This window comes from Pseudomonas sp. C32, from assembly GCF_030417915.1.
GTDB lineage: Bacteria > Pseudomonadota > Gammaproteobacteria > Pseudomonadales > Pseudomonadaceae > Aquipseudomonas.
In genome coordinates this window covers 19,717-42,055 of record NZ_JAUHUK010000031.1, presented here as the reverse complement: position 1 = coordinate 42,055, position 22,339 = coordinate 19,717, and the positions used below count along the sequence as shown (strand labels likewise).

At 60.1% G+C, this 22,339-nt stretch carries 21 protein-coding genes and 1 pseudogene; 14 read left to right on the top strand and 8 right to left on the bottom strand.

Translation table 11 applies throughout. From position 1 onward, the window contains the following. The first annotated feature begins 14 nt into the window (after positions 1-14). From QYH43_RS25575 to QYH43_RS25565, 3 genes are read left to right on the top strand one after another with little or no spacing between them, the layout of a single operon-like run. Positions 15-512 (top strand): MFS transporter, encoded by a 498-nt coding sequence (locus QYH43_RS25575; protein WP_301158382.1) that lies wholly within the window; start codon positions 15-17, stop codon positions 510-512. Positions 513-545: 33 nt separating this feature from the next. Continuing rightward, a complete protein-coding gene (locus tag QYH43_RS25570) occupies positions 546-1,322 on the top strand; it encodes a class II glutamine amidotransferase (protein WP_301158381.1) in 777 nt (258 codons plus the stop codon). A 12-nt stretch (positions 1,323-1,334) separates the two neighbouring features. Then, the gene (locus QYH43_RS25565) at positions 1,335-1,877 is read left to right on the top strand and encodes a DUF2937 family protein (protein WP_301158380.1); all 543 of its coding nucleotides are present in this window, start codon (positions 1,335-1,337) and stop codon (positions 1,875-1,877) included. 68 nt (positions 1,878-1,945) lie between these two features. Here the strand turns inward: QYH43_RS25565 and QYH43_RS25560 are convergent, their stop codons facing one another. Next, positions 1,946-2,860 (bottom strand): LysR family transcriptional regulator, encoded by a 915-nt coding sequence (locus tag QYH43_RS25560; protein ID WP_095060651.1) that lies wholly within the window; start codon positions 2,858-2,860, stop codon positions 1,946-1,948. 146 nt (positions 2,861-3,006) lie between these two features. Between QYH43_RS25560 and QYH43_RS25555 the strand changes: the two genes are divergently transcribed. From QYH43_RS25555 to QYH43_RS25540, 4 genes are all read left to right on the top strand, one after another. After that, positions 3,007-4,293 (top strand): MFS transporter, encoded by a 1,287-nt coding sequence (locus QYH43_RS25555; RefSeq protein ID WP_095060653.1) that lies wholly within the window; start codon positions 3,007-3,009, stop codon positions 4,291-4,293. Between the two features lie 66 nt (positions 4,294-4,359). Then, a complete protein-coding gene (locus tag QYH43_RS25550) occupies positions 4,360-5,112 on the top strand; it encodes a 5-oxoprolinase subunit PxpA (protein ID WP_301158379.1) in 753 nt (250 codons plus the stop codon). Beyond that, positions 5,109-5,813 (top strand): allophanate hydrolase subunit 1, encoded by a 705-nt coding sequence (locus QYH43_RS25545; RefSeq protein WP_301158378.1) that lies wholly within the window; start codon positions 5,109-5,111, stop codon positions 5,811-5,813. The genes QYH43_RS25550 and QYH43_RS25545 overlap by 4 nt, the downstream gene beginning before the upstream one ends. Then, the gene (locus tag QYH43_RS25540; protein WP_301158377.1) at positions 5,810-6,727 is read left to right on the top strand and encodes a biotin-dependent carboxyltransferase family protein; all 918 of its coding nucleotides are present in this window, start codon (positions 5,810-5,812) and stop codon (positions 6,725-6,727) included. The genes QYH43_RS25545 and QYH43_RS25540 overlap by 4 nt, the downstream gene beginning before the upstream one ends. A gap of 144 nt (positions 6,728-6,871) precedes the next feature. Here the strand turns inward: QYH43_RS25540 and QYH43_RS25535 are convergent, their stop codons facing one another. Continuing rightward, the gene (locus tag QYH43_RS25535) at positions 6,872-8,050 is read right to left on the bottom strand and encodes a VWA domain-containing protein (protein WP_301158376.1); all 1,179 of its coding nucleotides are present in this window, start codon (positions 8,048-8,050) and stop codon (positions 6,872-6,874) included. 11 nt (positions 8,051-8,061) lie between these two features. Then, complete coding sequence (locus QYH43_RS25530; protein ID WP_034150015.1) at positions 8,062-8,907, bottom strand: MoxR family ATPase; 846 nt, start codon at positions 8,905-8,907, stop codon at positions 8,062-8,064. Between the two features lie 176 nt (positions 8,908-9,083). Between QYH43_RS25530 and QYH43_RS25525 the strand changes: the two are divergent. Continuing rightward, positions 9,084-9,416: pseudogene (locus QYH43_RS25525) on the top strand (helix-turn-helix domain-containing protein); the annotation flags it as partial. Here QYH43_RS25525 and QYH43_RS25520 read toward each other — a convergent pair. Beyond that, positions 9,413-10,489, bottom strand: a complete 1,077-nt coding sequence (locus tag QYH43_RS25520) for a DUF748 domain-containing protein (protein ID WP_095060659.1) — start codon at positions 10,487-10,489, stop codon at positions 9,413-9,415. The pseudogene QYH43_RS25525 and the gene QYH43_RS25520 sit on opposite strands and share 4 nt — an antisense overlap. A gap of 137 nt (positions 10,490-10,626) precedes the next feature. Here QYH43_RS25520 and cysK point away from each other — a divergent pair, with 137 nt between their 5' ends. Then, on the top strand, positions 10,627-11,601 hold the full coding sequence (gene cysK, locus QYH43_RS25515) for a cysteine synthase A (protein ID WP_301158375.1): 975 nt from the start codon (positions 10,627-10,629) through the stop codon (positions 11,599-11,601). Positions 11,602-11,893: 292 nt separating this feature from the next. On the opposite strand, the gene QYH43_RS25510 is transcribed toward cysK, so the two are convergent. The 4 genes from QYH43_RS25510 to QYH43_RS25495 form a co-directional block, all read right to left on the bottom strand. After that, the gene (locus QYH43_RS25510; RefSeq protein ID WP_095060661.1) at positions 11,894-12,835 is read right to left on the bottom strand and encodes a LysR family transcriptional regulator; all 942 of its coding nucleotides are present in this window, start codon (positions 12,833-12,835) and stop codon (positions 11,894-11,896) included. A gap of 69 nt (positions 12,836-12,904) precedes the next feature. Beyond that, entirely contained in the window at positions 12,905-14,434 is a 1,530-nt protein-coding gene (locus QYH43_RS25505; protein ID WP_095060662.1) for a tripartite tricarboxylate transporter permease, read from the bottom strand. Continuing rightward, positions 14,431-14,964: a tripartite tricarboxylate transporter TctB family protein gene (locus QYH43_RS25500; RefSeq protein WP_301158374.1), complete on the bottom strand. Its 534-nt coding sequence runs from the start codon at positions 14,962-14,964 to the stop codon at positions 14,431-14,433. The genes QYH43_RS25505 and QYH43_RS25500 overlap by 4 nt, the downstream gene beginning before the upstream one ends. Before the next feature lie 51 nt (positions 14,965-15,015). Beyond that, on the bottom strand, positions 15,016-16,029 hold the full coding sequence (locus QYH43_RS25495) for a tripartite tricarboxylate transporter substrate binding protein (RefSeq protein ID WP_095060665.1): 1,014 nt from the start codon (positions 16,027-16,029) through the stop codon (positions 15,016-15,018). Positions 16,030-16,458: 429 nt separating this feature from the next. Between QYH43_RS25495 and QYH43_RS25490 the strand changes: the two genes are divergently transcribed. The 5 genes from QYH43_RS25490 to araD1 all read left to right on the top strand — a co-directional run bounded on the left by QYH43_RS25490 (position 16,459) and on the right by araD1 (position 22,305). Beyond that, the gene (locus tag QYH43_RS25490; RefSeq protein ID WP_301158373.1) at positions 16,459-17,796 is read left to right on the top strand and encodes an MFS transporter; all 1,338 of its coding nucleotides are present in this window, start codon (positions 16,459-16,461) and stop codon (positions 17,794-17,796) included. A 7-nt stretch (positions 17,797-17,803) separates the two neighbouring features. Then, entirely contained in the window at positions 17,804-18,760 is a 957-nt protein-coding gene (locus tag QYH43_RS25485; RefSeq protein ID WP_301158389.1) for an amidohydrolase, read from the top strand. Continuing rightward, positions 18,757-19,761 (top strand): 4-hydroxythreonine-4-phosphate dehydrogenase PdxA, encoded by a 1,005-nt coding sequence (locus QYH43_RS25480; protein ID WP_301158371.1) that lies wholly within the window; start codon positions 18,757-18,759, stop codon positions 19,759-19,761. Before QYH43_RS25485 ends, QYH43_RS25480 begins: the two co-directional genes overlap by 4 nt. Positions 19,762-20,081: 320 nt before the next feature. Next, positions 20,082-21,257, top strand: a complete 1,176-nt coding sequence (locus QYH43_RS25475; RefSeq protein ID WP_095060670.1) for an L-rhamnonate dehydratase — start codon at positions 20,082-20,084, stop codon at positions 21,255-21,257. A gap of 52 nt (positions 21,258-21,309) precedes the next feature. Then, the gene (araD1, locus tag QYH43_RS25470; RefSeq protein WP_095152166.1) at positions 21,310-22,305 is read left to right on the top strand and encodes an AraD1 family protein; all 996 of its coding nucleotides are present in this window, start codon (positions 21,310-21,312) and stop codon (positions 22,303-22,305) included. Positions 22,306-22,339: the final 34 nt, after the last annotated feature.

The following is a 22,339-nucleotide window of genomic DNA, read 5'->3' as shown; positions in this document are numbered from 1 at the left end:
TTGCCTGCCTTGCCATGGACACCATGACCGAGAACGACTATCTGATCGCTTGGGGCCTCTACGCCTTTGCCGCTTTGGGCTGCCTGTTGGTGTGGATGCGCATTACCCACTGGATGTGGCGTTGGCTGCGCGAGCCGCTGCGGCTGCTGGTGGTGGTGCTGCTGTTCAGCCCGACCATCATTGACCCGGTGAAGGATAAAGTTGCACCGGCCATCGCCATTACCGCCCTGGACCTGTTGTTCAAGGTCGGCAACAACGCCTGGCGGGCGATTTCCGATCTGTTCATGTACGGCATGATCGCCTTTGGTCTCTATCTGGTGATGGTGGCGATCCGCTTCCCTATCGAACGTGCCTCCAGCGCTCGCAAGGAGCAGGCTGCCGCCGCCAAAGCGGCTGCCCGTGCCGACGAGTCGGAGGAGGATCATCCTTTCGGCGGTGCCGGCGATGATCGCTACGGTCGTCCGCCTGTGCCGAGCAATCCCCAGCGGATGCGCGTCGAACCCCGTCTGTAACCCCGGCCCTGTCATTGAGCGAGAATCCCGAGCATGTGTGAGTTATTGGGCATGAGCGCCAATGTCCCGACCGATATTGTCTTCAGCTTCACCGGGCTGATGCAGCGCGGCGGGCGCACTGGCCCGCATCGTGATGGCTGGGGTATCGCTTTCTATGAAGGTCGCGGGCTGCGCCTGTTCCAGGACCCGGCTGCGAGCAGCGAATCGGAAGTCGCCAACCTGGTGCAGCGTTATCCGATCAAGAGCGAAGTGGTCATCGGACACATCCGCCAGGCCAACGTCGGCAAGGTCTGCCTGTCCAACACCCATCCGTTTGTCCGTGAACTGTGGGGACGCAATTGGTGTTTCGCGCATAACGGCCAATTGGCAGACTTTCAGCCAACGGCCAGTTTCTACCGCCCCGTCGGTGATACCGACAGCGAGGCGGCGTTCTGTGATTTGCTCAACCGCGTGCGGGCGGCGTTCCCTGAGCCGGTTGAGGTCGAAACGCTGCTGCCGGACCTGGTGGCCGCTTGCGCCGAATACCGCAGCAAAGGCGTGTTCAACTGCCTGCTCAGTGATGGCGACTGGCTGTTCTGCTACTGCTCTACCAAGCTGGCACAGATCACCCGGCGTGCTCCATTCGGTCCGGCGCGCTTGAAAGATGTCGACGTGATCGTCGATTTTCAGGCCGAAACCACACCCAATGACGTGGTCACCGTGATCGCCACCGAGCCGTTGACCGAAAACGAAACCTGGACCCGTTACGAACCGGGTCAATGGAGCCTGTGGCGACGCGGCGAATGCGTCAGCCAGGGCCAGACCCTTTAAGGATTGTTCCCCATGTTGCTCAGTTATCTACGACTGGTGTTGTTTGCGGCGGGCCTGTTGATCGGTGTCCAGGTGCCGGGGTTCATCAACGATTATGCCAAGCGGGTCGAGGCGCATCTGATTGAGGCGCAAACCAGCCTGAGTGGGTTTCAGGGCACCGCCAATCAGTTTTTCAAGGGCGATATGCTGGCCTTGGTTGCCCATTATCGCGCCAGTGAAGACCCGATCTTTCGCAGCGATGCCGACAGCCTGAGCAACCTGTTGACCCGCCAGGTGGCGCTGGACAAGCAGTTTCAGGCGATGCAAGGCCCGTGGTACATCCGCTTCCTGCAAGTGGTGCTGGCCGCCGATCCGGACATTCGCAAGGAAACCTGGAATGGCTACAGCTATCAGATCCTGCTGACGCCTGAGGCGATGATCTGGGGCATGAGCGGCGCGTTGCTGCTGTCGTTCGGGATTGAATGCCTGTTCCGTCTGATCGACTGGGTGGTGCTGGGCGGCAAACGCCTGCGCCAGAGCCGGCCGATTGAAGAACGGGATTTGCGCGGTTTGTAAGAAAAGATCGCAGCCTTCGGCAGCGCGCTCATCTGTAGGAGCTGCCGAAGGCTGCGATCTTTTGATCTTCAGCGATTTAAAACGATGTAGCCCTCACCCACCTTCCGCGCATACCCCTCCAGCACCTGCTGACACAACGCCACAATCTCTTCGACCCACTCCACGCCCACCCGCCACGACACCACAACCTGCAAGTTCGGCGGACGTTGTTCGATGTCGAGCAAGGTCAATTCGCCGCGCGCCAGTTCTTCGGCCACCAGCACCGGTGGCAACGCGCCGATGCCAAAGCCGTCGCGTAACAAGCGGGTAATCGCCGACACCGAATTCACGCAGTTCAATCGAGGCGCCATCACGCCATTGGCTTGCATCAGGCTGAGCACTTCCTGATGCGGATGGGAGTTTTTCGAATAGGTGATGATCCGTTCGTTCGCCAGATCGGCGATGCCTGAATACTCACGGTTGTAGATGGAATTGCTGGCAACGATCCAGCCCATCGGGTGGCTCGCCAGTTCCAGGCTGCGCACGCTCTCATGACGCAGCAGGTCGGTTTGCAGGATCACATCGAGAAAGCCTTTTTGCAGCTGATCGCAGAGGTTGAGCGAGGTATCGGCCACCAGCTCGATTTCCACCCGCGGGTAGTGATCAGTCATCTGCGCCACCAAGGGGCTGAGCCAGGTGTGGATCACGGTGTCCATCACACCGATGCGCACACGTCCGGCCTTGCTCGAACGGGTTTCGATCGATTGTTTGAGCGCCTGCATGGTGTCCATCATCTGCTCGGCATAGTCGAGCACTTTCAAGCCTTCGGGCGTCAGGCTGACGCCGCGCGAATCACGCAGAAACAGCTTCACCCCCAGCTCGCTTTCCAGCACGGCAATACGGCTGGAAATCGACGCCTGGGTGGTGAAGAGCTTGTCGGCCGTGAGGCGAAAGCTCTTGAGTCGGGCGACCCAGACGAAGGTCTCGAGAAACTTCAGGTTCATGGGATAAAGATTTCTTATGGCTAAGGCGGGTTTTTATTAGTTGGACGCAGCAGGGGTGTGCGACCAAAAATCGGCGCATCCGGTTCCCACGATAGGCGTCGTCGGGGCTCAGAACAATACCAATAAAATCAGCGCGGAGATTTGCCATGAGTGCGCCCGACAGCACCGCCATCCCGAAAGCAACGGCCCGGCCGGGACCTTTCGACTGGTATCGAAACATCAATCAGCAAGAACGTCGCACCTTCTGGAGCTGCAAGATCGGCTATGGCCTGGATGGCATGGACACTCAAATGCTCAGCTTCGTGGTGCCGACCCTGATTGCGATGTGGGGCATCACCACCGGGCAGGCCGGGCTGATTCATACCAGCACCCTGATCGCCTCGGCCATCGGTGGCTGGGTAGCGGGGATTCTCTCCGACCGCATCGGTCGTGTTCGCACCTTGCAACTGACGGTGTTGTGGTTTGCCTTCTTCACCTTCCTCTGCGGCTTCGCGCAAAACTACGAGCAACTGCTGATTGCGCGCACGTTGATGGGCTTTGGTTTCGGTGGCGAGTGGACGGCCGGTGCAGTGCTGATCGGCGAAGTCATTCGTGCCAAGGACCGCGGCAAGGCTGTGGGCATGGTGCAATCCGGGTGGGCGCTGGGCTGGGGCCTGACGGCAATTCTGTATGCGCTGCTGTTCTCGGTATTGCCGCCGGAAGACGCCTGGCGTGCACTGTTCCTCCTTGGCATCGTGCCGGCGATTTTCGTGATTTTCGTTCGCCGGTTGGTGAAAGACCCGGAAATCTACCGTGAGGCCAAGGCTAAACAGGAGCCGAGCAATCCGTCGAAGTTCTACGAGATCTTCGCCCCCGACATGCTGTTCACCACCATTCGCGCTTCGCTGCTGACTACCGGTGCATTGGGCGGCTACTACGCCATCACGTCCTGGCTGCCGACTTTTCTGAAGAACGAACGCGGGTTGAGCGTACTCGGCACCGGCGGTTATCTGGCGATGGTGATCATCGGTTCCTACGTCGGCTATGTCATCAGCGCTTATTTGACTGACATCCTCGGACGAAAAAAGAACTTCATCCTGTTCGCGGTCGGTTCCTTCACCATCGTCCTGCTGTACACGCAACTGTCGGTCAGCAACGGCGTGATGCTGTGGCTGGGCTTCCCGTTGGGCTTCTTCGCCTCGGGGATTTTCAGCGGCATGGGCGCGTTCCTGACCGAGTTGTTCCCTACACGGATTCGCGGTTCGGGCCAGGGTTTTTGCTACAACATCGGCCGTGCGCTGGCGGCGTTGTTTCCGCTGCTGATCGGTCTGCTCAGCCAGACCGTTCCGTTGAGTGTAGGCATCGGTGCCTTTGCGGCGGTGTCCTACGGCGTGGTGATCCTCGCGGCCCTGAGCCTGCCGGAAACCCGTGGCAAACAACTGGATGCGCAGTAACTGATAACCTGCGGGATCAGAAATGTCCCGCAGCTAAAAAGAATAAAGCCTACAGGAGTGTTCATCGTGAGCCGCCTGCTACTGAACTGCGACATCGGCGAGAGCTTCGGCAGCTGGACCATGGGTCTGGACGCCGAGGTCATGCCCTTCATCGATTGCGCCAACATCGCTTGCGGTTTCCATGCCGGCGACCCGAGCATCATGCGCAAGACCGTCAGCCTGGCTCTCAGCCATGGGGTGCAGATCGGCGCGCATCCGGCCTATCAGGATCTGGTCGGTTTCGGCCGTCGCTCCATGGCCTATGCCACCCAGGAACTTCAAGACATTCTGCACTACCAGATCGGCGCACTCGATGGCATCTGCCGCGCTCAGGGTGGGCGGGTGAGCTACGTCAAACCTCATGGCGCGATGTACAACGACATGATGGCCAACCCGGCCCAATTGCGTGCGGTGCTGCAAGCCGTGGCGTCCTACGACCGCAGCCTGCCGCTGATGTTGATGGCGACCAAAGACAACAGCGCCGCCCAGCAGTTGGGCGACGAGTACGGCGTGACCCTGTGGTTCGAAGCCTTTGCCGACCGCGCCTACGACAGCGCCGGCAGGCTGGTTTCGCGACAAACCCCGGGCGCCGTGCATCACGACCCGGAGCACATCATCGAACAGGCGCTGACGATTGCCCGCGGCGACCCGCTCACCGCCATTGACGGCAGCGCGTTGCATTTGCAGGCCAACACCCTCTGCGTACACGGCGACAACGCCCACTCGGTCGCCGCCGTGCAACGCATCCGTGAAGCCCTGTACCGGCAGACCGCATCATGAAACTGCGGGTAGAAGTGGTCGCCCTCGATTGCCTGATGGTGCGTCTGTTCGACGAGATCGCCGAAGCCAACATGCCGTGGATGCTCGCCGCCAGTGAAAGCCTGCGCGCGGCGTTCGCTGAGCATTTGATCGACCTGGTGCCGTCCTACACAACGTTGATGGTGCATTACGACCTGACCGCGTTGAGCCCGAACCAGGCACGGGAGTTGATTGCCGAAGCGTTGATCGACCTGACGCCCAACGCGCGCACTCGTGGCACCTGCCATGTATTGCCGGTGTGGTACGACTTGAGCGTCGGCCCGGAATTGAGCCTGTTGTCGCAACGCAGCGGGCTGGCGGTAGAGGAGGTGATCCGCCGCCACAGCGCGCATGAATATCAAGTGTTCGCGCTGGGGTTTGCCCCGGGATTTGCCTTCATGGGCCTGGTGGAAGAAGTGCTCGCCGCCCCGCGCCTGAACACACCCCGCAAGAAAGTCGCGGCGGGCAGTGTCGGTATCGCCGAACGGCAGACGGCCGCCTATCCGGTGGTATCGCCGGGTGGCTGGAACCTGATCGGTCGTACACCAGCCAAATTGTTTGATCGACATCGTGACGGCTACAGCCTGATGCAACCGGGCGATACCGTGCGGTTCGAAGCGATCGGCCATGCCGAGTTCATCAACCTGGGCGGTGATGACACACCGCTGGAGGCCTTGGCATGAGCCGTTTGACGATTGAGACGAGCACGCCGTTGTGCCTGTTGCAGGATGCCGGTCGATTCGGTGTGCGGCATTTGGGCGTGACCCAGGGCGGTGCGGCCGATTGGCGTTCGATGTCCTGGGCCAACTGGCTGTTGGGTAACGGGCTGGACGCGGCGGTGATCGAGATCACCCTCGGCGGATTCACTGTAGTGGCCGAAGACGATTGCGTGCTGGCGCTGGCCGGTGCGGATTTGGGGGCTCGAGTGGATGGCGAGGCTTTGGCGCCTTGGCGCAGTTTCCGGCTGCTCAAGGGGCAGCGTTTGCAATTCACCCAGCCGTTGCTCGGCGCTCGCGCCTATCTGGCGGCGCCGGGTGGGTTTGACGCGCCAAAGGTGTTGGGCAGCAGCGCGACGGTGGTCCGTGAAGAACTCGGTGGACTGGATGGCATGGGCCGTGCGCTGAGCAACGGCGCGAGTTTGCGCTATTCGGGCAATTCGCTGATGTTGCTGCGTGAGCTCACGGCGGACCAGCAACCCGATCTGACCCTGAATGCACCTCTGGATCTGGTCCTTGGCGCACAGATCGGCGAGTTCAGCGGGCAAAGCCTGTTCGACGCTTTCAACACTAGCTGGACCCTCGACAGCCGAGCCGACCGGATGGGCATTCGCCTGTTGGGCACGGCGTTGCAGTACCAGGGCAAACAGATGATTTCCGAAGGCATTCCATTGGGCGCGGTCCAGGTGCCACCGGACGGGCAGCCGATTGTGCTGCTCAATGATCGGCAGACCATTGGCGGTTATCCGCGATTGGGGGCGTTGACGCCGTTGGCATTGGCGCGGCTGGCGCAGTGTCTGCCGGGTGCGCAGGTGCGGTTGCGGCCGGTGGTGCAGGAAGTGGCGCATCGCGAATACGTTGAGTATTTACGGCGCTTTTAACTGTGGCGAGGGGGCTTGCCCCCGTTCGGCTGCGCAGCAGTCGTAAAACCATTGCATGCGGTGTATCTGATACATCGCGATTGCAGATTTGGGGTCGCTTCGCAACTCAACGGGGGCAAGCCCCCTCGCCACAGGTGAAACGCCTTATTTGGACAAAAACCGCATCCCTTCCTCCAACCCCCGAAGGGTCAGCGGATACATCTGGTCGTCGATCAAATCCCGCACGATGTTGGTCGACGAGGTATAGCTCCACGTGTCCTTCGGGTACGGGTTGATCCAGATGAGTTTCTTGTACTTCTCCTTGAAGCGCTGCATCCACACGTAACCGGCTTCTTCGTTCCAGTGCTCGACGCTGCCGCCGGGCTGGGTGATTTCATACGGCGCCATGGCGGCGTCGCCGATGAAGATCACTTTGTAGTCGGCGCCGTACTTGTGCAGCAGGTCCATGGTCGACGTGCGCTCGGAAGTGCGGCGCATGTTGTTCTTCCACACCGATTCATAAATGAAGTTGTGGAAGTAGAAGTACTCCAGGTGCTTGAACTCGGTCTTGCAGGCCGAGAACAGCTCTTCGCAGATCTTCACGTGCGCGTCCATCGAGCCGCCGATGTCGAACAGCAGCAACAACTTGACCGTGTTGCGTCGCTCCGGACGCATCTGGATGTTCAGCAAGCCGGCATCCTTGGCGGTGTGGTCGATGGTGCCATCGATATCGAGTTCTTCCGCCGCACCCTGACGGGCGAACTTGCGCAAACGGCGCAGCGCGACCTTGATGTTGCGCGTGCCCAGTTCCACCGAATCGTCGAGGTTCTTGTACTCGCGCTGGTCCCAGACCTTGACCGCTTTACCCTGGCGCTTGCCGGCGTCGCCGACCCGAATGCCTTCGGGGTTGAAACCGCCAGAACCAAACGGGCTCGTGCCGCCAGTGCCGATCCACTTGTTGCCGCCGGCATGGCGTTCTTTCTGTTCTTCCAGGCGTTTCTTGAACTCTTCGATCAGTTTGTCCAGGCCACCGAGGGACTGGATCGCCGCCCGCTCTTCGTCGGTCAGCGAGCGCTCGAATTCCTTGCGCAGCCAGTCCTCAGGGATCAGCGCCTGCAAGTGGTCGTCGAGTTTTTCCAGGCCATTGAAGTAAGCACCGAAGGCGCGGTCGAACTTGTCGAAATGCTTTTCGTCCTTCACCAGGATCGCCCGGGCCAAGTAGTAAAACTCGTCCATGTCGGCGAACGTCACGCGCTGTTTCAACGCGTTGATCAGGTCCAGCAGTTCACGCACCGAGACCGGCACCTTGGCTGCGCGCATTTCATTGAACAGGTTGAGCAACATGGCGTTGGCCCTTATCGACTGCCACGACGGCTCATGAACGCCAGACGCTCAAGCAATTGCACGTCCTGTTCGTTCTTCACCAAAGCGCCGGCCAGCGGCGGGATGGCCTTGGTCGGATCACGTTCGCGCAGTACGGCTTCGCCGATGTTGTCGGCCATCAGCAGCTTCAGCCAGTCCACCAGTTCGGAGGTCGACGGCTTCTTCTTCAGGCCCGGCACCTTGCGCACGTCGAAGAACACGTCCAGCGCTTCGCTGACCAGGTCTTTCTTGATGTCCGGGTAGTGGACGTCGACGATTTTTTGCAGGGTGGTGCGGTCAGGGAAGGCGATGTAGTGGAAGAAGCAGCGGCGCAGGAAGGCGTCCGGCAGCTCTTTCTCGTTGTTGGAGGTAATGATGATGATCGGGCGTTTCTTGGCCTTGATGGTCTCGTCGATCTCGTAAACGTAGAACTCCATCTTGTCGAGTTCTTGCAGCAGGTCGTTCGGGAACTCGATGTCGGCCTTGTCGATTTCGTCGATCAGCAGGATCACACGCTCTTCGGACTCGAAAGCCTCCCACAGCTTGCCCTTTTTCAGGTAGTTGCGAACGTCGTGGACTTTTTCCGTGCCCAGTTGCGAGTCGCGCAAGCGGCTGACCGCGTCGTACTCGTACAGGCCTTGATGGGCCTTGGTGGTCGACTTGATGTGCCAGGTGATCAGCTTGGCGCCAAAGGATTCGGCCAGTTGCTCGGCGAGCATGGTCTTGCCGGTGCCCGGTTCGCCCTTGACCAGCAATGGCCGCTCCAGGGTGATGGCGGCGTTGACCGCCAGCTTCAGGTCATCGGTGGCGACGTAGGCCTGGGTGCCTTCGAACTTCATCTGCTAATCCTCGAACGGTAACGCCGACCTGAGCGAGGCAGGGCGGGGCGCAATAAAAATGGTCAGCCCCGACTATAACGCGGCGCCCCGTCGACTGTGAACGCAGACGGCTTATTCAGTCTCTGAATGGGGCGTCACATCTTGACTCAGTCTCGGCGTGTAGCCAGGCCGTCACCCTCGGTGATGACGGTTGGTGTGTCGAATGGCTCGAGCCGGATATCCAGATTGGCGCCGACACCTTGTATCTGGATGCCCTGGCGCAAAACGCAGCGGATGAAAATACCCGTATCTTTATCGACTGGCGTGCACGCACCGGGTTACCGCTCAATCAGGCCGCCGAGGCTCTGGGGGTCAGCACCCGCAGTATCAGTCGCTACAGCAGTGGTCGCGAAACGGTGCCGCGTTCTTTGGCCCTGGCCTGTCTGGGTTGGGATTTTCTGCAACAGCAATCGAACCCGTCCAGGGCGGCGGAGGAAACAGGTCGATACACCGTCACGCGTAAACGTTAACCGGATTCCGGCTTTGGCCGTTCGTACCGTGCGTTGAAGGCCTGGACGAAACCATTGCGCAAAATCTGTAAAAACGCCTGGAATCCGCTGATATCCCGTTGATGCACATTGCCTTTGAGTTCGACGCGCGTTGCGAACTGGTTTTTGCCCTGATTTTTCAACACGTTCTCAGTGCCGCCGACCAAGGCTTCCCATATGGAGCGAAACAGGCCCTTGTCCTTGTTTTCCACATCCTGCTGCCAATTGAACACGTCAACATCGCGCAGCAACGGCTTTATATAGCCGGTGAGGCGCCCCTTCTCGGCCTTGGCTTCTATCACCACATCGCCATGACCGGCGTTGAAGTCGAACTTGCCGTACGCCGCTGCGAAGTCGTTCAAGCGTTTGAGCTGGATGTCCGTGGCTCTCATCCGGAATTCGAAATCCTGGAAGTCGCTCAGGGGATCAAACGTTGCCGTGGTTTCCAGAGGGGCGTGGCCCAGCAGCAGTGCTTTGCCTTCGAAGCGCGCGTCGCGTTTGCCTTTTTTGTCCACCACGTTGGTCAGGTTGAAGATGCTGGCGTTTACCTTTGTGGCATTCATGTTGACCGGCGGTTTGGAATTGAAATTACGAAAGGTGATTCGGCCATCGTAAATCCGCACTTCGTCCAGGGTAATGGGCAGTAATTTACCCAATTGAGCCCGCCAGTCAGTGCCTTCACCGGTCTGTGAGTTTTTCTTGTTGGCCCCGCCATCGACGAAGTTTATTTCGGGGTCAAAAAAATGCACTTGAGCGACGACCGCGCGGTCGTACCACAAGGAGTGCCAACTGACAGAGAGGTCGATCAACGGCGCATTGACGAAGGGCACCGGCACCTTGCCATTGACCTTGACGATTCTCAGGCCATTGATTTTGTAAGCGCCGCGCCACAGGGCCAGGTCCACATCGATCACCTGGCCACGGTAGTCGCCCATGTCAGCCAGCCGCTCATTGAGATAATCACGCACCAGATAAGGCAGGGTGAAGTGCAGGGTAACCAACAGCACGACGAGGGCGGCGAAGGTCCACAGGGGCCAGCTGTATCGACGTTTCATGATGGCAAATCTCTGGCGATGTAATGCGGTTGACTGCGCGGGTAAGCGGACGTTCGACCTGACTGGACGCCTACGTGCAAGAGGCTTACCTTGATGCCCTGTTTTTAATGTTGAAGTCATGAGTCAAGGACACAGCCATGAGCCGAATTTTTGCTGACAACGCCCACTCCATCGGCAATACACCGCTGGTGCAGATCAACCGAATCGCCCCGCGTGGCGTCACTATCCTGGCCAAAATCGAAGGTCGTAACCCGGGTTACTCGGTCAAGTGCCGGATCGGCGCGAACATGATCTGGGACGCCGAAAGCAGCGGTAAACTCAAGCCGGGCATGACCATCGTCGAACCGACCTCCGGCAACACCGGCATCGGCCTGGCCTTCGTGGCCGCTGCCCGTGGCTACAAATTGATGCTGACCATGCCCGCGTCCATGAGTATCGAACGGCGCAAAGTGCTCAAGGCCCTGGGCGCCGAACTTGTGCTGACTGAGCCCGCCAAGGGCATGAAAGGCGCCATCGAGAAAGCGGGCGAAATCGTTGCCGGCGATCCGTCCAGATATTTCATGCCTGCGCAGTTCGACAACCCGGCCAACCCGGCCATCCACGAAAAGACCACCGGCCCGGAAATCTGGAACGATACCGATGGCGCTGTCGACGTGCTGGTCGCTGGCGTCGGAACGGGCGGAACGATCACGGGTGTTTCGCGGTATATCAAGAATACCCAGGGCAAACCGATTATTTCGGTGGCGGTAGAACCGGTGGTCTCCCCGGTGATTACCCAAGCGCTGGCGGGAGAGGAAATCAAACCGAGCCCGCACAAGATCCAGGGCATCGGTGCCGGATTTGTGCCGAAGAACCTGGACTTGTCGATGGTCGACCGTGTCGAGTTGGTCAGCGACGATGAGTCCAAGGCGATGGCCCTGAGGTTGATGCAGGAAGAAGGGATTTTGTGCGGCATCTCCTGCGGTGCAGCAATGGCGGTAGCGGTGCGGTTGGCCGAAACCCCGGAAATGCAGGGCAAGACCATCGTGGTCATCCTGCCGGATTCGGGCGAACGTTATCTGTCGAGCATGCTCTTCAGCGATCTGTTTACCGATCAGGAGAACCAGCAGTAACAGTCGGGTGCAGGACAATGAAGGGGCGGGGCAACCGCCTCTTCATCAAGGAGATTCAAGGTCAGCGAGCGTTCAGGTGCTTCATGTTAGCAACGGCTTTGTTGCGTAACTGTTAAGACTGAATGTCGGGTCAGGCGGGTTATTCCCGTGGTTGGCGATGTCGGGTAGTTGTAGGTGGACCTATCCTTTGTCGCAAAGGCGTTCCGGTGTTGGCGGTCGTGGTGCTGACGTTGTTGGGGTATTGGCTGTTTGGGTGATTCTGATGAAGAAACCGCGCTCTGGGAGCGATTTTTTATTTAACCTGAGTATGCTCAGCCCGCACCGAATTCATGAACGCCTGCATCGCCGAAGACTGAATACGATGTCGGCGGGTGATTAACCCATAAGGCGGAAGTCGCGCTTCGAATTTGATCGGCAACACCGCCAGCAGATCCCGGCCGGGATAGTCCTCGACCACTGACACCGGCGTTACACCGAGCATGTCGGTTTGTTGAATCAAAGACAGCAAGGTCATGATCGATGTGGTTTCAACGATGCTGCTCGGGATGTCGACGCGGGCGTTGTGAAACACCTGATTGATGATTGCGCGCATCGGACTTGGGTGTTGTTGCAGCACCCAGGTCATGTTCTGCAATTCGGCCCAGCTCAGTTGCGTGGCTTTGGCCAGTGGATGTTGCGCACCGGCAATCACGCACAGGGCTTCTTCGCCGAGGCTGTCAAAGAGCAATTCTTCGGCGCGGGCACCTGCGGGAATTCGCCCCAACACGATGTCCAGTTGATCCTGCAACAGCGCCTGTACCAGCACGTCGCTGGTATCGACCTGGATGCTCATGGACAAGCGCGGGTGGCTTTTTTTCAAGGTGGCGATGGTGCGGGTCAACAACCCTGAGGCGAGTGCCGGAATGGCGCCGACCGCGACCCGGCCCAGGTTGCCGGATTCGAGGGCGACCAGTTCTTCACGCATGCCGCTCAATTCAGCGAAGACCATGCGCGCGTAATAGATGACGGTTTCCCCGAACGGGGTAGAGCGCATGCCCCGGGGCAGGCGTTCGAAGAGTTCGACGCCGAGCAAGTCCTCGGCTTCGTGAAGCATCTTGGTCGCCGCTGGTTGGGTCATGCCGATGTGGTCGGCAGCGCGGCGCAATGAACCGAATTCCTGCAACGCCAGCATCAGCCGCAATTGGCGCAAACGCAGACGACTATGGATGACATTGGCAACAGGAATTCGGGTCATGGGCCGTGCTCGCAAGAAAGTCTGCGGCAAGCCTGACAACAAATGTCAGGCGTTGCCAGCATTGCTGTGTCACAGCACCGATTTTGGCTTGGCGACGTGAGGTTTGCGCAGGCCGATCAAGAGGCCCAAGGCCTTGGAAATCAACGGCCAGAACAGCATCAGCAGGGCTGCCGTGGTCAGGCTGCCCACCAGTGGGTTGGACCAGAAAATCCCCAGTTGCCCGTCAGAGAACAGCATCGACTGACGGAAGGCGTCTTCCGCTTTGTCTCCCAACACAGCCGCCAGCACCAGCGGCGCAATCGGATAGCCGAGTTTCTTGAACAGGTAACCCAGCGCACCGAAGCCCAGCATCAGGACCACATCGAAGAACGAGTTGTGCACCGAGTACGCGCCGATGGCGCAGACCATGATGATAATCGGCGCGATGATCGAGAACGGTATGCGCAGGATCGAAGCGAACAGCGGCACGGTGGCCAACACCACGATCAGGCTCACCACGTTACCCAGGTACATGCTGGCGATCAGGCCCCAGACAAAGTCGTGTTGCTCGACGAACAGCGTCGGCCCGGGATGCAGCCCCCAGATCATCAAGCCGCCGAGCATGACCGCGGCAGTGGCCGAACCCGGAATGCCGAGGGTCAGCATTGGCAACAGTGCGCTGGTGCCAGCGGCGTGGTCGGCGGTTTCCGGGGCGATCACGCCTTCGATTTCACCTTTGCCGAAATTGTCACGGTTCTTCGAGAAGCGCCGCGCGAGGCTGTAGCTCATGAAGGACGCAGCGGTTGGGCCGCCAGGTGTGATGCCCATCCAGCAACCGACCAGCGTACTGCGCACGATTGTCCACCAGTAGCGCGGCAGCTTTGCCCAGGTGCGCAAAATCACCATCGGCGTGATGCGCGCGTGCTCCCCACGGAACACCAGACCTTCTTCGACCGTGCAGAGGATTTCGCCGATGCCGAACAGGCCGATCACCGCGACCTCGAAACTGATACCGGTCATCAGGATCGGTTGGTCGAAAGTCAGGCGCAGGTTGCCGGAAACGGTGTCCATGCCGACCGCCGCCATGGCGAAACCGATCATCATCGCCACCACGGTTTTCAGCGGCGGGTTCTTGCTCATGCCGATGAAGGTGCAGAACGCCAACAGGTACACCGCAAAGAACTCCGGTGAACTGAACGACATGGCGAACGCCGCGATCTTGGTCGACAGAAAGGTCAACAGCAGCACCCCGCACAACGCGCCGATCAGGGCCGAACTGAACGCGGCGGTCAACGCCTCGGCAGCGCGGCCTTCGCGGGCCATGGGGTAGCCGTCGAACGTGGTGGCCACCGATGAGGGCTCGCCGGGTATGTTGAACAGGATCGAGGTGATCGAACCGCCGAACAGCGCGCCCCAATACATGCACGACAGCAGAATGATCGCCGACACCGGCGACATGGTGAACGTCAGCGGCAGCAGCAACGCCACGCCATTGGGGGCGCCGAGGCCGGGCAAAACGCCGACCAGAATGCCCAGCAGCACGCCGATCACCATCAAGCCGATGTGGCCTGGGGTGAGGATCAGGTTCATGCCTTGCAGCAGGGAATCGAACTCGCTCATTTGAAATTTCTCCCGGCCAGGGCAATCCAGTCGCCCATTGGGCCGGCATCCAGCGGCACCTTGAACCACAACGCGAAAATCAGGTAGCTGGCGAGCACCGCGCCGAGCGATACGCATCCGATCATCAACTTGCCGTACGGCTTGACGCGAACCTTGTCACGCCACATGAACCAGGCGATGAAACACGCCGAGGCCACGTAGATGCCGGTGAACGGCATGGCGCCGACGAACAGTGCAATTGGAATGAACACCGACAACACTTGCCTGAACGCGTCGCGACTGACAAAAGCCACGCTCATGGCCTGCCAGCGCACCAGCGTCAGAACGGCGTTGCCCACGCTCGCGGCGCTCAGCAGCAGGCCGATATAAAAGGGGAAGTAACCCGGCTCGGGGCCGGCATCACCCCAGCCGATGCCTTGTTCGACACTGCCGAACATCACCACGGCGCCGATCAGGGTGGTGAACAGCGTCAGGCCGAGTTCGACCCAACGGGTGCCGACCAGCGCCGGTGAATCCGAAGAATGGGACATGAAACACCTCCAGCAGGAGACGCTCGCCCGCAGGCGAGCGGCCGCGACAACTTAGTTTTTCAGCCAGCCGGCTTCTTTGAACACCGGGGTGACGCGGGCGGTGTCTTTTTCGATGTAGGCGGTCAGTGGCTCGCCCTCAAGGAAGGTCGGCACCAGCGCGTTCTGTTTCACGTAGGCCTTGAACTCCGGCGTTTCGGTAACTTTGCGCATCAGCTCGACATAGAACGCCCGTTGTTCGGCGCTGATATCGCCGGGCATGAACACGGTGCGCGGGAAGCGATACTGATCGATCCCAAGGCCCTGTTCATGGCAGGTCGGCACGTCGGCCCAGGCTTTGTCGCCGGCGACTTTTTCGGTGTAGCTCATGCGTTCTTTACTAAACACGCAGAGCGGCTCGACCTGATCACCACGCCACTGGCTGATGCTTTCGCTGGGGTTGTTGACGTTGGCGGCGATGTGTTTGCCGGCCAGTTGGGTCGCGGCCTCGCTGCCGCTCTTGAACGGGATGTACACCAGTTTGCTGTTGTTGGTCTGGTTGAGCAGCAGGGTCAGGGTCTGGTCGACGTCCTTGGACTGGCTGCCACCCATGCGCAGGTTCGATGGGTCAGCCTTGACCGCTTCGTAGAAGCTTTTCGCGTCTTTCCACGGCGCGCCTTTGTAGCTCCAGAGGATGAAGTCATCTTCGGCCACGGCGGCAATCGGCGTCAGCTCCTGCCATTGGTAGCCGAGCTTGGAGACCAGCGGCAACAGGTAGATGTTGTTCGTGCCGATCACCAGTTTCTCGGCATCGCCCTTGTTCATTTTCATGTCGAGGAAGGCTTCGGCACCGTTGCCGCCACCCTTGTTGAGGACGATGGTATTGACGTCGAGCAGCTTGTGCGTGGTGATGATCGACTGGATCAGGCGACCGAGTTGGTCAGTACCGCCTCCGGGGCCACCGGCGACAACGATTTCGACATTTTTGTCCGGTTGCCAGGCGTGAGCCAGCGCGGGAAGGGCGCCGGCGGCGACCAGTGTACAACCGAGAAACAGACGGGATGTGCGACGGACGAATGCATTTCGCATGATGGAAGGGCCTCGTTTTTGTAGTTGTTATGAGTAGTGACTTGTCTGCGCTCGAAAGCTGCAAGCCTGGCCTGAGTGTGTGAAGGTCCAGGCGTGGCGTCTAGTCAAAACAATACATACACCGATAGCCTGGGGTTATAGCAATGGGAGCGAGCCTGCTCCTACAAGGATCTGAGTTGAAAGGTCATTGAAAGCACGACATGACATAACCCGTGGCTATCACCTGATTTCAAGTTTTGATTAGACGGTTATCAGTGAGCCTTCGATAGTGTTCAACAACGTCACAACGCCAATCCCGTAGGAGCCGGCTTGCTGGCGATCATGGCGCATCAACATTGATTGCGACTGACACACCGCTTTCGCCAGCAAGCCGGCTCCTACAGATCGACGTTTGCATCTCCACAAAAATAATAAAACGAGGTACGCACCATGGCTCGATCCAGTGCTTCCCTGAGCCTGCCCGACGCAGGTGTCCAGAAGCAGACCGCTGCGCCCGCGCAAGCCAGTGCCAAAGCCAGCGGTGTGCGCTGGAAAATCTTCGCGATCATCTTCGCGCTGACCATGGTCAACCTGATCGACCGGGTGTCGCTGTCTATCGCGATGCCGACCATCGCCCATGAGTTCTCCCTGTCACCAAGTCTGCAGGGGCTCATCCTCAGCAGCTTCTTCTGGGCCTATGCGTTGTTGCAGATTCCCGGCGGCTGGTTGATCGATCGCTTCGGCCCGCATCGGGTCATCAGCTGGTCGACGGGATTGTGGGGAACCTTCCAGGTGCTGGCGGCCTTTGCTACCGGCGGCTTGTCGCTGTTATTTGCGCGGGTGGCACTGGGTGCGGCGGAAGCGCCGTTGTTCCCGTCGGGTGGCAAGCTGATTTCCTTGTGGCTGGCCCCGAGCGAACGCAGTCGTGGCGCGGTGTTGATGGACAGTGGCAGCCCGTTGGGTGTGGCGCTGGGCGGGTTGATCATTGCGTACCTGATCGCGTCGCTGGACTCCTGGCGCCTGGCCTTTGTGATCGCCGGCATTGCCACGTTGGTGCTGGCGTGGGTGGCCCGGCGTTATCTGCGGGATGACCCGGCCAGCCACCCGCAAGTCAACGACGCGGAGCTGGAAAAAATCAACGCCGGTCGTGCAACCCCGGCCGCCGAAGCAGCGCGGGTTCCGGTCAAAGGACTGGGCATCGCCGCCCGTTCCCTGAGCGGTTTGCTGATCGGACGGGCCAGTTGGGCGATGGTGTATTTCGGTCTGCTGACCTGGGGGCCGAGTTATCTGTCTCAGGCTCGCGGCTTTGATATCAAGGGCATTGGTGCCGCGACGTTTGTGATTTTCATCTGCGGTGCGCTGGGTTCGTTGACCGGTGGTTTCCTGTGCGACGGTTTGATCCGCAAAGGTGTCAGCCGCGGTGTCACGGTCAAGAGCCTGCTGGCGTTTTCCGGGCTGGTCGCACTGGGTGCGTTCCTGATGCTGCCAACACTGACCAATCCCTACGCGGCCGTGGCGTTGTTGGCCATGACTGCGTTTTTCCTGATGTGGGGCAGCCTCTACTGGAGCTTCCCGGCGCTGCTGGCAGCCCCGGCGCGGGTCGGCCTGATCGGCGGTGTGATGAACATGGCCGGCAGCACCGGCGGTATTGCGGTGCCGATTCTGGTGGGGGTAATTCTGCAAGCGACCGGTGGTTTTGCCCCGGTGCTCGGGTTCTTCGCGGCGTGTTCGGCAGTGTTTGTGCTGGCGACGTTGTTCATCAGCCTCGACGAGGTGCGTCATGACTGAGCCCTTACTGAAAAAAGCCTGGAACGGCCCGATCATCGACGCTCATCATCATTTCTGGGATCCGACCGTCAACGACCATCCGTGGCTCGCGCCCGAGGCCAGCATCCCGTTTCGCTACGGCGATTACACCGCGATCAAACGCCGATATTTCCCTGAGGATTATTTCGCCGATGCAGGTCCGCACAACGTCGTGCAAACGGTGTACGTCGAGACCGAATGGAACCCTGAGGATCCGATTGGCGAAACCCGTTTCATCGAGCAACTCGCCGCCCGCTACGGCGTGCCGAATGCTGTCGTCGCGCAAGCCTGGCTCGATCACCCGGACGCCATCGACGTGCTCACCGAGCAGGCGCGCTTCAAGCATGTGCGCAGCGTGCGCCACAAACCGGGCGGGCCGACCACGGCGTCGCAGGTGGGACACATGCGCAGTTTGATGAGCGATGAGCACTGGCGTCGCAGCTACGCCGCGCTGGAAGGCCTGGGCCTGCATTTCGATTTGCAGACGCCTTGGTGGAACCTGCACGAGGCCGAACGCCTGGCTCGGGATTTCCCTGGCATCACGCTGATTCTCAACCATGCCGGGTTGCCCAATGACCGCAGCGCCGAAGGCCTCGCCGGTTGGCGCCTGGCGATGGCGCGGCTGGCGCAATGGCCGAACGTCGTGGTGAAGATTTCCGGACTGGGCCAGGGCGGCCAGCGTTGGCGCGCCAAGGACAACACGTGGATCGTGCGCGAAGTCATCGCCATGTTCGGCAGCCACCGGGCGATGTTCGCCAGCAACTTTCCGGTCGACAGCCTGTGCGGCTCGTTCGATGACATCTACAGCGGTTTCAAATCCATCGTCGCCGATCTGCCTTGGGCCGATCAGGAGCGACTGTTCTACAGCAACGCGCAGCGCGTTTATCGCTGCGAGCCTTGCGCCATTGACCGGGCGCAGCCTGAACCCTTGAGGAGTGAAGCATGAAAAAATCCACCATCGCGATGGTCCTGGGAGACCCCGCGGGCATCGGTCCGGAATTGATCGCACGTTTGCTCGGTGAGCCCGACGTGCGCAGCAAGGCCAACGTGATCCTGATCGCCGACGAAGCGGAAATGCGCCGCGGCATGCGCATCGCCGGGATGGAATTTCCGTATCGACGCGTGGATTCGCTGGAGCAACTTTCCTTTATTGATGACACGCCCCTGTTCTACGACTTTCGCGGCGATGCCGTTGGTGAGTTCCCGCGCAGTGAAGCCAGCGTCGTCGGCGGTCGCTACAGCCTCGATACCCTGGAAGTCGCTTTACGCCTGACCGAGGCCGGCACGACTGACGCGGTGCTGTTCGGGCCGTTGAACAAGACTTCGCTGCACATGGCCGGCATGGCCCACAGCGATGAGTTGCACTGGTTCGCCGAGCTGCTGGATTTCCACGGACCGTTCTGCGAATTCAACGTGCTCGACAATCTGTGGACTTCACGGGTGACGTCCCATGTGGCCTTGAAGGATGTGCCGGGGCTGCTCAGCGAAAAGCGGGTGGTCGAAGCGATCCAGTTGATCGACACCGCGCTCAAGCGCAACGGTCTGGAAAAACCGCGCATCGGCGTGTGTGGATTGAATCCGCATAACGGCGATAACGGCTCGTTCGGCCGCGAAGAACTGGACATTATCGGCCCGGCCGTGCGCTCGGCTCAGGCGCTGGGGATTGCGGCGCAAGGGCCGTATCCGGCGGATACGATTTTCCTCAAGGTCCAGGGCGATGCCAGTGCTTTCGACGCGGTCGTCACGATGTATCACGACCAGGGCCAGATCGCGATCAAGTTGATGGGGTTCTCTCGCGGCGTGACGGTGCAGGGCGGTCTGCCGATCCCGATCACTACTCCGGCTCACGGCACGGCGTTTGATATCGCGGGGCAGGGCACGGCGAATGTGGGCGCGATTCGCCAGGCGTTCGAGATTGCTTGCCGGATGGGTGGCAACCGCTACTGACTTTCAGACCCACGCAACCCCTTGCAGGAGCTGGCTTGCCAGCGATGACGGCCTGACAGACACCCTTGAAGTGACTGTCGGGCCGCTATCGCTGGCAAGTCAGCTCCTACAGGTTTAGGTATTGCCCCGATAACTCGATCTACGGGGTAACTGCTTTTTCCTATCACCCCAGGTTATCGCCGGATACGCATAAGTGATTATCCGCAGCCCCCGGGCGCTGGCTAAAGTCGGTCCATCGAATGCCAAAGCCCAACTATCCAGAGGCTCTGCGCACACGACCCACAATGACAAGAAGGCCGGTAGCCCAAGGAACTGTATTCATGAAAATCAAAGCGATCCGTACCCGCGTTTTCGAGTGGAAAGGCAAAGTCGTTCCCCCTCAAGCGCACTTCTGCACCAACGCCAGCGACATCCTGTTCGAGCGCGGCGATGCCATGGGCTCGTTCCGTTTCCACGGCTGGCTGGTGGTGGAAGTCGAGACCGACACCGGTCTTGTCGGCATCGGTAACTGCGCCCTGGCACCACGCGTGGCCAAGGAAATCATCGACACCTATCTGGCGCCGATAGCGATTGGCGAAGACCCGTTCGACAACGAATACATCTGGCAGAAAATGTACCGCCAGAGCCACGCCTGGGGCCGCAAAGGCATCGGCATGGCCGCGATCTCGGCCATCGACATTGCCATCTGGGACATCATGGGCAAGGCGGTGAACAAACCGGTGTTCAAGTTGCTGGGCGGGCGCACCAAGGAAAAGATCTGGACCTACGCGTCCAAGCTCTACGCCAACGACAACCTCGACCTGTTCCTCGAAGAAGCCCAGGGCTACCTGAACCAGGGTTTCACCGCGCTGAAAATGCGCTTCGGCTACGGCCCGAAAGACGGCCCTGCGGGCATGCGCCGCAACATCGAACAGGTGCGCGCCCTGCGTCAGCTGGCCGGCCCCGATGTCGACATCATGCTCGAATGCTACATGGGCTGGACCCTGGAATACGCGCGCCGCATGTTGCCGAAACTGGCCGAATTCGAACCGCGCTGGCTCGAAGAACCGGTGATCGCCGACGACATCGAAGGCTACATCGAGCTGAAAAAAATGGGGATCATGCCGATCTCCGGCGGCGAACACGAGTTCACCTCCTACGGCTTCAAGGACCTGCTGGAACGCCGCGCCGTCGACGTGATCCAGTACGACACCAACCGCGTCGGCGGCATCACCGCTGCGCGCAAGATCAACGCCATGGCCGAGGCCTGGTCGGTGCCGGTCATCCCCCACGCCGGGCAGATGCACAATTACCACCTGACCATGTCCACCACCGCCTCGCCGATGGCCGAGTTCTTCCCGGTGTTCGACGTCGAGGTCGGCAACGAGCTCTTCTACTACGTGTTCAAGGGCGAGCCGCAACCGGTCAACGGCTACATCCAGCTCGATGACAACAAACCGGGCCTGGGCCTGGAAATCTCCGATGAGTACCTGAGCGATTTCAACATCATCGAATGACCTTCAGGCGCCGCTTTCGGGCGGCGCCCGGCTGACTTGTCGGAGACACAACATGCACCTGATTCAATTTGAAAACACTGACGGCGAGCGTCAGGTCGGGCTGGTCGCCGGCGCGCAGATTCTGGTCGTGCGCGACACCCGCAGCACTCGAGAACTGGCGCTGGCGGCGATCCGCAGCCAACGCAATCTGCAGGAAGAAGTCGCCTTGCGCGGCACAGACCCCGGCCCGGATTACGCCACTCTGTTGCAGCAGCGCAAAGTCCTGCCACCGCTGGATCACGAAGACCCGGCTCATTGCCTGATCAGCGGCACCGGCCTGACGCATCTGGGCAGCGCCGCGACTCGAGACAAGATGCACCAGCAGGACGGCGCCGTCGAAGCCGGCATGACCGACACCATGCGCATCTTCAAGTGGGGCCTTGAGGGCGGCAAGCCAGAAGCGGGGCAGGTCGGCGCGCAACCGGAATGGTTCTACAAAGGCGATGGCAGCATTGTCGTGCGCCCCGGTGCGGACTTCCCGGTGCCGCCGTTTGCCGAGGACGCCGGTGAAGAACCGGAGCTGACCGGCCTCTACGTGATTGGCGACGATGGCCAGCCGTATCGCGTCGGTTATGCGCTGGGGAACGAGTTCTCCGACCATGTCATGGAGCGGCGCAATTACCTGTACCTCGCCCATTCAAAACTGCGCAGTTGTTCCTACGGTCCGGAGCTGCGTGTCGGCGAGTTGCCCAGGCATTTAGTCGGCACCAGCCGGATCAAGCGCAACGGCGAAACGATCTGGGAAAAGGAGTTTCTCAGCGGCGAGGACAACATGTGCCACAGCTTGGCCAACCTTGAATTTCACCACTTCAAATACGCGCAGTTTTTGCGTCCCGGCGATGTCCATGTGCATTACTTCGGCACCGCCACGCTGTCGTTTGCCGACGGCGTGAAAACCCAGCCGGGGGATCGCTTCCAGATCAGCCTCGACGCGTTCGGTGCGCCGTTGGTCAACGGCATCGGCGAGAGCGCCCAGCCGTTAGCCATCGGCCAGGTGCGCACACTCTGATCCTGTAGGAGCCGGCTTGCTGGCGATAGCGGCG

Excerpts from the sequence above, each read along its gene's own strand:
- QYH43_RS25575 (WP_301158382.1), top strand. The coding sequence starts at position 15 with ATGGACACCATGACCGAGAACGACTATCTGATCGCTTGGGGCCTCTAC.
- QYH43_RS25570 (WP_301158381.1), top strand. The coding sequence starts at position 546 with ATGTGTGAGTTATTGGGCATGAGCGCCAATGTCCCGACCGATATTGTC.
- QYH43_RS25565 (WP_301158380.1), top strand. The coding sequence starts at position 1,335 with ATGTTGCTCAGTTATCTACGACTGGTGTTGTTTGCGGCGGGCCTGTTG.
- QYH43_RS25560 (WP_095060651.1), bottom strand. The coding sequence starts at position 2,860 with ATGAACCTGAAGTTTCTCGAGACCTTCGTCTGGGTCGCCCGACTCAAG.
- QYH43_RS25555 (WP_095060653.1), top strand. The coding sequence starts at position 3,007 with ATGAGTGCGCCCGACAGCACCGCCATCCCGAAAGCAACGGCCCGGCCG.
- QYH43_RS25545 (WP_301158378.1), top strand. The coding sequence starts at position 5,109 with ATGAAACTGCGGGTAGAAGTGGTCGCCCTCGATTGCCTGATGGTGCGT.
- QYH43_RS25540 (WP_301158377.1), top strand. The coding sequence starts at position 5,810 with ATGAGCCGTTTGACGATTGAGACGAGCACGCCGTTGTGCCTGTTGCAG.
- QYH43_RS25535 (WP_301158376.1), bottom strand. The coding sequence starts at position 8,050 with ATGTTGCTCAACCTGTTCAATGAAATGCGCGCAGCCAAGGTGCCGGTC.
- QYH43_RS25530 (WP_034150015.1), bottom strand. The coding sequence starts at position 8,907 with ATGAAGTTCGAAGGCACCCAGGCCTACGTCGCCACCGATGACCTGAAG.
- QYH43_RS25520 (WP_095060659.1), bottom strand. The coding sequence starts at position 10,489 with ATGAAACGTCGATACAGCTGGCCCCTGTGGACCTTCGCCGCCCTCGTC.
- cysK (WP_301158375.1), top strand. The coding sequence starts at position 10,627 with ATGAGCCGAATTTTTGCTGACAACGCCCACTCCATCGGCAATACACCG.
- QYH43_RS25510 (WP_095060661.1), bottom strand. The coding sequence starts at position 12,835 with ATGACCCGAATTCCTGTTGCCAATGTCATCCATAGTCGTCTGCGTTTG.
- QYH43_RS25505 (WP_095060662.1), bottom strand. The coding sequence starts at position 14,434 with ATGAGCGAGTTCGATTCCCTGCTGCAAGGCATGAACCTGATCCTCACC.
- QYH43_RS25500 (WP_301158374.1), bottom strand. The coding sequence starts at position 14,964 with ATGTCCCATTCTTCGGATTCACCGGCGCTGGTCGGCACCCGTTGGGTC.
- QYH43_RS25495 (WP_095060665.1), bottom strand. The coding sequence starts at position 16,029 with ATGCGAAATGCATTCGTCCGTCGCACATCCCGTCTGTTTCTCGGTTGT.
- QYH43_RS25490 (WP_301158373.1), top strand. The coding sequence starts at position 16,459 with ATGGCTCGATCCAGTGCTTCCCTGAGCCTGCCCGACGCAGGTGTCCAG.
- QYH43_RS25480 (WP_301158371.1), top strand. The coding sequence starts at position 18,757 with ATGAAAAAATCCACCATCGCGATGGTCCTGGGAGACCCCGCGGGCATC.
- QYH43_RS25475 (WP_095060670.1), top strand. The coding sequence starts at position 20,082 with ATGAAAATCAAAGCGATCCGTACCCGCGTTTTCGAGTGGAAAGGCAAA.
- araD1 (WP_095152166.1), top strand. The coding sequence starts at position 21,310 with ATGCACCTGATTCAATTTGAAAACACTGACGGCGAGCGTCAGGTCGGG.